Source organism: Pseudomonas japonica (assembly GCF_900188455.1).
In the GTDB taxonomy this organism is placed as follows: domain Bacteria; phylum Pseudomonadota; class Gammaproteobacteria; order Pseudomonadales; family Pseudomonadaceae; genus Aquipseudomonas; species Aquipseudomonas japonica.
The window spans coordinates 1-8,051 of the sequence record NZ_FZOL01000045.1; the positions used below are offsets into that span (position 1 = coordinate 1).

Genomic DNA, 8,051 nt, shown 5'->3' on the forward strand with positions numbered 1-8,051 from the left:
GTTGTTACCCTGATCAAAACCATCGCGATGGAAGATGGTCTGCGTTTCGCCATCCGTGAAGGCGGTCGTACCGTCGGCGCTGGCGTCGTAGCCAAGATCATCGAATAAGTAGTTGATTTATCTCTATCAGGCCGGTATATTGGCCGGCCTGATTAAGCTTTTAGGTCAGTAGCTCAATTGGCAGAGCGACGGTCTCCAAAACCGTAGGTTGGGGGTTCGATTCCCTCCTGACCTGCCAGATTCTCTCGTGTATCTGGCTTTCTTTTCACAGGATCCTTCTGTTATGACTTCCAAGTCTGAAGCCCAAGACTCTCGTTTTGATCTGCTCAAGTGGCTTGCTGTTGTTGCCTTGGTGGTCGTTGGGGTAGTTGGTAACCAGTACTATTCTGGTTCGCCAATCCTGTACCGCGTAATTGCCTTGCTCGCTCTCGGTGCTGTTGCTGCGTTCGTTGCGCTGCAGACTGTAAAGGGTAAGTCATTCTTTGCGCTGGCTAAGGAAGCTCGCACCGAGATTCGTAAGGTCGTATGGCCAACCCGCCAAGAGACTACTCAAACCACGCTCATCGTAGTAGCCGTGGTTTTGGTCATGGCGCTGCTGTTGTGGGGGCTTGACTCCCTGCTCGGCTGGTTGATTTCCTTGATTGTTGGCTAAGGGTGTCCTGTGGCTAAGCGTTGGTATGTTGTTCATGCTTACTCGGGCTACGAGAAGCATGTAATGCGCTCGCTGATCGAGCGTGTGAAGCTGGCAGGCATGGAAGATGGCTTCGGCGAGATTCTGGTTCCCACTGAAGAAGTGGTTGAGATGCGTAACGGCCAGAAGCGCAAAAGCGAGCGTAAGTTCTTTCCAGGCTATGTGCTGGTGCAGATGGAAATGAACGAGGGTACTTGGCACTTGGTCAAGGATACTCCTCGTGTAATGGGCTTCATTGGTGGCACGGCAGACAAGCCGGCTCCGATCACCGACAAAGAGGCTGATGCCATCTTGCGTCGCGTGGCTGACGGTAGCGACAAGCCGAAGCCGAAGACCCTGTTCGAGCCAGGTGAAGTGGTTCGTGTCATTGATGGTCCGTTTGCCGATTTCAACGGCACCGTTGAAGAGGTCAACTACGAAAAGAGCCGTCTGCAGGTCGCAGTGCTCATTTTCGGTCGCTCTACTCCGGTAGAGCTCGAGTTCAGCCAGGTCGAAAAGGTCTAGTTGAGCGAAGCATCCCACACCCCGCAGCCTGCGCTGCGGGGTTTTTTCGTCACTGGGATAAAACGCAAGTAAACCGGGGAGCCTTCTGGCGTTCGTACCCGATATTGGAGTAGCTCATGGCTAAGAAGATTCAGGCTTACATCAAGCTGCAAGTTAAGGCCGGCCAGGCCAACCCAAGCCCACCCGTTGGTCCAGCACTGGGTCAACACGGTGTGAACATCATGGAATTCTGCAAGGCCTTCAACGCCCGTACTCAGGGTCAAGAGCCAGGTCTGCCGACTCCTGTGATCATCACTGTCTACAGTGACCGCAGCTTCACTTTCGAAACCAAAAGCACCCCTGCTTCGGTTCTGCTGAAGAAGGCCGCCGGCCTGACCAGCGGTTCGGCTCGTCCGAACACCGTCAAAGTCGGTACTGTGACCCGTGCTCAGCTGGAAGAGATCGCCAAGACCAAATCTGCCGATCTGACCGCTGCTGACCTGGATGCAGCCGTGCGTACCATCGCCGGTTCTGCTCGCAGCATGGGCCTCAACGTGGAGGGTGTGTAATGGCTAAGCTGACCAAGCGCCAAAAGGCCATCGCTTCTAAAGTTGAAGCGGGCAAAGTCTACAACTTCGAAGAAGCAGCAATCCTGCTGGCTGAACTGTCCGCCGTGAAGTTCACCGAATCCTTCGACGTTGCCGTCAACCTCGGCGTTGACCCACGTAAATCCGACCAGGTCGTTCGTAGCGCTACCGTGCTGCCACACGGCACTGGCAAGACCGTACGTGTTGCCGTCTTCACCCAGGGTCCAGCTGCTGAAGCCGCTCTGGCTGCCGGCGCTGACCGCGTAGGTATGGACGATCTGGCTGCCGAAATGAAAGGCGGCGACCTGAACTATGACGTCGTCATCGCTTCCCCGGATGCAATGCGCGTTGTAGGTCAACTGGGTCAGGTTCTGGGTCCTCGCGGCCTGATGCCTAACCCGAAAGTCGGCACCGTAACTCCAGACGTAGCTGGCGCAGTCAAAAACGCCAAGGCCGGTCAGGTTCGTTATCGCACCGACAAAAACGGTATCATTCACACTTCCGTTGGCAAGGTCGGCTTCGAAGCTGTCAAGCTGAAGGAAAACGTTGAAGCCCTGATCGCTGACCTGAAGCGTATCAAGCCTGCTTCTTCGAAAGGTATCTACGTCAAGCGCGTTACCCTGAGCACCACCATGGGCCCAGGTCTGGTCATCGACCAGAGCTCGCTGAACGCTTAAGAAAGCGCTGGGGTGAGTGATCGCCCCATCGTTGAAAAATTGGGGTCCCTGCCTGGCGGGGGCTATCCAAGACCGTAGGCGGCGCAAGTCTTAAACCTCAAGCCTACGCAGATGGTGCTCCCGATTCGTTACCGAATCAGACACCAAAACGACATCCGACCTCGGTCGGATGAAACGGTAAAATCCAGGAGTAAACCCGTGGCAATTAAACTCGAAGACAAGAAGGCCATCGTCGCTGAAGTCAACGAGGCTGCCAAAGTCGCTCTGTCCGCTGTCGTGGCTGATGCCCGTGGTGTGACTGTAGGCGCAATGACCGGACTCCGTAAAGAGGCTCGTGAAGCTGGCGTATACGTACGTGTCGTACGTAACACCCTGCTCAAGCGCGCTGTTGCTGACACCGAATTCAGTGTCCTCAACGACGCCTTCACTGGCCCGACCCTGATCGCCTTCTCCAACGAACACCCGGGCGCTGCTGCTCGTCTGTTCAAAGAGTTCGCCAAGGGTCAGGAAAAGTTCGAGATCAAGGCAGCTGCGTTTGACGGCAAGTTCATTGCAGCGAACCAGATCGACGTGTTGGCTACCCTGCCGACCCGCGACGAAGCCATCGCGAAGCTGATGAGCGTTATCCAAGGCGCTACCAGCAAGCTGGCTCGCACCCTGGCAGCCATTCGCGACCAGAAAGAAGCCACCGCTGCCTGAGGCGCGGAAACTCCTTTCAACTCATACGTTTAATTTGATGGCTGCGTAGGCTGTCACCCCAATACAGGATTGAAGTCATGTCTCTGACTAACGAACAAATCATCGAAGCAATCGGCCAGAAAACCGTTCTGGAAGTTGTTGAGCTGATCAAAGCAATGGAAGAAACCTTCGGTGTTACCGCTGCTGTTGCCGCTGCCGGCCCAGCTGCTGCCGCTGCCGTTGTTGAAGAGCAAACCGAGTTCAACGTTGTTCTGGCCGAAGCTGGCGAGAAGAAAGTCAACGCGATCAAGGTTGTTCGTGAACTGACCGGTCTGGGTCTGAAGGAAGCCAAAGAGAAAGTCGACGGCGCTCCTCAGGTCGTGCTGGAAGGCGTTACTAAAGAAGTCGCTGAAGACGCGAAGAAGAAGCTGGAAGAAGCAGGCGCTAAAGTCGAGATCAAGTAATTTCGACCTTGCGACTCCAGCCCGAGCGTTAAGCAAACGGCTGAGGCTGGTGGCTCTTGCCACCGGCCTTTTTCCGTTATTGGCAGTTGACCGAGTCGACGCCGGTAACGAGCACTATCCACCACGATCGGTGGCGCAAACCAAGGGGTTTGCACGATTTTCTGGCTACTCCCGCCGGGAGGAGCCAAACAAGCAGGTGACCAAGCTGGGGAACGCTGATGGCTTACTCATACACTGAGAAAAAACGTATCCGCAAGGACTTTAGCAAGTTGCCGGACGTCATGGATGTGCCTTACCTCCTGGCCATCCAGCTGGATTCTTATCGTGAATTCCTGCAGGCAGGAGCGACCAAGGATCAGTTCCGTGACGTCGGTCTGCATGCGGCCTTCAAGTCGGTTTTCCCGATCATCAGCTACTCCGGCAATGCTGCCCTGGAGTACGTTGGCTATCGTCTGGGCGAGCCGGCGTTTGATGTCAAAGAGTGCGTACTGCGTGGCGTGACCTATGCCGTTCCGCTGCGGGTAAAAGTGCGCCTGATCATTTTCGACAAAGAATCGTCGAACAAAGCGATCAAGGACATCAAAGAGCAAGAAGTCTACATGGGTGAAATCCCCCTGATGACTGAAAACGGTACCTTCGTTATCAACGGTACCGAGCGTGTGATCGTTTCCCAGTTGCACCGCTCGCCAGGCGTATTCTTCGACCACGACCGTGGCAAGACTCACAGTTCCGGCAAACTGCTGTACTCGGCACGTATCATTCCTTACCGCGGGTCGTGGCTGGACTTCGAGTTCGATCCGAAAGATTGCGTATTCGTCCGTATCGACCGTCGTCGCAAGCTGCCGGCCTCGGTTCTGCTGCGCGCGCTGGGCTACAGCACCGAAGAGGTTCTGAACGCCTTCTACACCACCAACGTCTTCCATCTGGGCGACCAGAAGCTGAGCCTGGAACTGGTTCCGCAGCGTCTGCGTGGTGAAGTTGCGGTGATGGACATCCAGGACGAGACCGGCAAGGTCATCGTCGAGCAGGGTCGTCGTATCACTGCGCGTCACATCAACCAGATCGAGAAAGCTGGCGTCAAGCAACTGGACGTTCCAATGGAATACGTCCTGGGCCGCACCACCGCCAAGGCGATCGTGCACCCGGCTACCGGCGAGATCCTGGCCGAATGCAACACCGAGCTGACCACGGATCTGCTGATCAAGATCGCCAAGGCCCAGGTTGTCCGCATCGAGACCCTGTACACCAACGACATCGACTGCGGTCCGTTCATCTCGGATACCCTGAAGATCGACTCCACCAGCAACCAACTGGAAGCTCTGGTCGAGATCTACCGCATGATGCGTCCAGGCGAGCCGCCAACCAAGGACGCCGCCGAGACCCTGTTCAACAACCTGTTCTTCAGTGCCGAGCGTTACGACCTGTCCGCTGTTGGCCGCATGAAGTTCAACCGTCGTATCGGTCGTACCGAGATCGAAGGTTCGGGCGTGCTGAGCAAGGAAGATATCGTCGAGGTCCTGAAGACCCTGGTCGACATCCGTAACGGCAAGGGCATCGTCGACGACATCGACCACCTGGGTAACCGTCGCGTCCGTTGTGTCGGCGAGATGGCCGAGAACCAGTTCCGCGTTGGCCTGGTGCGTGTCGAGCGCGCGGTCAAGGAACGTCTGTCGATGGCCGAAAGCGAAGGCCTGATGCCGCAGGACCTGATCAACGCCAAGCCGGTCGCGGCGGCGGTGAAGGAGTTCTTCGGTTCCAGCCAGCTCTCGCAGTTCATGGACCAGAACAACCCGCTCTCCGAGATCACCCACAAGCGCCGTGTCTCCGCACTCGGCCCTGGTGGTCTGACCCGTGAACGCGCGGGCTTCGAAGTCCGTGACGTACACCCGACCCACTACGGTCGCGTCTGCCCGATCGAGACCCCTGAAGGTCCGAACATCGGTCTGATCAACTCCCTGGCGGCCTATGCCCGCACCAACCAGTACGGCTTCCTGGAAAGCCCGTACCGCGTGGTGAAAGAGGGTGTGGTCACCGACGACATCGTGTTCCTGTCGGCGATTGAAGAAGCAGATCACGTCATCGCCCAGGCTTCGGCCACGATGAACGAGAAGAAGCAACTGATCGACGAGCTGGTAGCTGTTCGTCACCTGAACGAATTCACCGTCAAGGCACCGGAAGACGTGACCCTGATGGACGTTTCGCCGAAGCAGGTAGTTTCGGTCGCAGCGTCGCTGATTCCGTTCCTCGAGCACGACGACGCCAACCGTGCGTTGATGGGTTCGAACATGCAGCGTCAGGCTGTACCAACCCTGCGTGCCGACAAGCCGCTGGTAGGTACCGGCATGGAGCGCAACGTTGCCCGTGACTCCGGCGTCTGCGTCGTGGCTCGTCGTGGCGGCGTGATCGACTCCGTCGACGCCAGCCGTATCGTCGTTCGCGTTGCCGATGACGAAGTCGAAACCGGTGAAGCCGGTGTCGACATCTACAACCTGACCAAGTACACCCGTTCCAACCAGAACACCTGCATCAACCAGCGTCCGCTGGTGAACAAGGGTGATGTGGTACAGCGTGGTGACATCATGGCTGACGGTCCGTCCACCGACATGGGTGAGCTGGCTCTGGGTCAGAACATGCGCATCGCGTTCATGGCGTGGAACGGCTTCAACTTCGAAGACTCCATCTGCCTGTCCGAGCGTGTGGTTCAGGAAGACCGCTTCACCACGATCCACATCCAGGAACTGACCTGCGTGGCTCGTGATACCAAGCTTGGCCCAGAGGAAATCACCGCGGACATCCCGAACGTGGGTGAGGCTGCGCTGAACAAGCTGGATGAAGCCGGTATCGTCTACGTGGGTGCCGAAGTTGGCGCTGGCGATATCCTGGTTGGCAAGGTCACGCCAAAAGGCGAAACCCAGCTGACTCCGGAAGAAAAACTGCTACGCGCGATCTTCGGCGAGAAGGCCAGCGACGTCAAAGACACCTCCCTGCGCGTGCCTACCGGCACCAAGGGTACTGTCATCGACGTACAGGTCTTCACCCGTGATGGCGTCGAGCGTGACAGCCGTGCGCTGTCCATCGAGAAGATGCAGCTGGACGAGATCCGCAAGGACCTCAACGAAGAGTTCCGCATCGTCGAGGGCGCGACCTTCGAGCGTCTGCGTTCGGCTCTGAACGGCCAGGTGGTCGACGGCGGCGCGGGCCTGAAGAAAGGCACCGTGATCACCGACGAAGTCCTGAACGGTCTGGAGCATGGTCAGTGGTTCAAACTGCGCATGGCCGAAGACGCGCTGAACGAGCAACTGGAAAAGGCTCAGGCCTACATCGTTGATCGCCGCCGTCTGCTGGACGACAAGTTCGAAGACAAGAAGCGCAAGCTGCAGCAGGGCGATGACCTGGCACCGGGCGTACTGAAGATCGTCAAGGTCTACCTGGCAATCCGTCGTCGCATCCAGCCGGGCGACAAGATGGCCGGTCGTCACGGTAACAAGGGTGTGGTCTCGGTGATCATGCCGGTCGAAGACATGCCGCACGACGCCAACGGTACTCCGGTCGACGTGGTCCTCAACCCGCTGGGCGTACCTTCGCGTATGAACGTCGGTCAGATCCTCGAAACCCACCTGGGCCTGGCGGCCAAGGGGCTGGGTGAGAAGATCAACCGCATGCTCGAAGAGCAGCGCAAGGCCGCTGAGCTGCGTGGCTTCCTGACCGAGATCTACAACGAGATCGGTGGTCGTCAGGAGAACCTGGAATCGTTTACCGACCAGGAAATCTTCGAGCTGGCGAACAACCTGAAGAAGGGCGTGCCTATGGCTACCCCGGTCTTCGACGGTGCCAAAGAGCGTGAAATCAAGGCCATGCTGAAACTGGCGGACATGCCGGAAAGCGGCCAGATGGAGCTGTTCGACGGTCGTACCGGCAACAAGTTCGAGCGTCCAGTGACCGTTGGTTACATGTACATGCTCAAGCTGAACCACTTGGTGGACGACAAGATGCACGCGCGTTCCACTGGTTCTTACAGCCTGGTTACCCAGCAGCCGCTGGGTGGTAAGGCGCAGTTCGGTGGTCAGCGTTTCGGGGAGATGGAGGTGTGGGCGCTGGAAGCATACGGCGCGGCATACACCCTGCAAGAAATGCTCACAGTGAAGTCGGACGATGTGAACGGCCGGACCAAGATGTACAAGAACATCGTGGACGGCGATCACCGTATGGAGCCGGGCATGCCCGAGTCCTTCAACGTGTTGATCAAAGAGATCCGTTCGCTCGGTATCGATATCGATCTGGAAACCGAATAACACGTGACGCGAATCGGGAGCGCGGCTGAGGCAGCGCGCTCCCTGCTCCGCCAGGAGGAAAGGCCTTGAAAGACCTACTGAATTTGCTGAAAAACCAGGGTCAAGTCGAAGAGTTCGACGCCATCCGTATCGGACTGGCTTCGCCTGAGATGATCCGTTCGTGGTCGTTCGGTGAAGTT

General features: G+C 57.3%; 9 protein-coding genes and 1 tRNA gene. All 10 read left to right on the top strand.

Features of this window, described 5'->3' with window-relative positions; all coding sequences use genetic code 11:
• Positions 1-108: EF-Tu C-terminal domain-related protein (locus CHB99_RS28940; protein ID WP_487379636.1), on the top strand; the 108-nt coding region annotated here is incomplete at its 5' end.
• A 54-nt stretch (positions 109-162) separates the two neighbouring features.
• Positions 163-238 (top strand) — tRNA-Trp (locus tag CHB99_RS28945).
• Positions 239-283: 45 nt separating this feature from the next.
• A complete protein-coding gene (secE, locus tag CHB99_RS28950) occupies positions 284-652 on the top strand; it encodes a preprotein translocase subunit SecE (protein WP_042123500.1) in 369 nt (122 codons plus the stop codon).
• 9 nt (positions 653-661) lie between these two features.
• The gene (nusG, locus tag CHB99_RS28955; protein WP_042123502.1) at positions 662-1,195 is read left to right on the top strand and encodes a transcription termination/antitermination protein NusG; all 534 of its coding nucleotides are present in this window, start codon (positions 662-664) and stop codon (positions 1,193-1,195) included.
• 116 nt (positions 1,196-1,311) lie between these two features.
• Positions 1,312-1,743 carry a 50S ribosomal protein L11 gene (rplK, locus tag CHB99_RS28960; RefSeq protein ID WP_009397375.1) on the top strand — a complete coding sequence of 144 codons (432 nt, stop codon included), beginning with the start codon at positions 1,312-1,314 and terminating at the stop codon, positions 1,741-1,743.
• On the top strand, positions 1,743-2,438 hold the full coding sequence (gene rplA / locus CHB99_RS28965) for a 50S ribosomal protein L1 (protein ID WP_042123504.1): 696 nt from the start codon (positions 1,743-1,745) through the stop codon (positions 2,436-2,438). The genes rplK and rplA overlap by 1 nt, the downstream gene beginning before the upstream one ends.
• Before the next feature lie 198 nt (positions 2,439-2,636).
• Entirely contained in the window at positions 2,637-3,137 is a 501-nt protein-coding gene (gene rplJ / locus CHB99_RS28970; RefSeq protein ID WP_042123506.1) for a 50S ribosomal protein L10, read from the top strand.
• A 77-nt stretch (positions 3,138-3,214) separates the two neighbouring features.
• Positions 3,215-3,580 (top strand): 50S ribosomal protein L7/L12, encoded by a 366-nt coding sequence (rplL, locus tag CHB99_RS28975; RefSeq protein WP_042123507.1) that lies wholly within the window; start codon positions 3,215-3,217, stop codon positions 3,578-3,580.
• 218 nt (positions 3,581-3,798) lie between these two features.
• Positions 3,799-7,872, top strand: coding sequence for a DNA-directed RNA polymerase subunit beta (gene rpoB / locus CHB99_RS28980; RefSeq protein ID WP_042123508.1), 4,074 nt, complete (start codon positions 3,799-3,801; stop codon positions 7,870-7,872).
• A gap of 65 nt (positions 7,873-7,937) precedes the next feature.
• The coding region (locus tag CHB99_RS30280) for a hypothetical protein (protein WP_249299729.1) at positions 7,938-8,051 on the top strand (114 nt) is incomplete at its 3' end.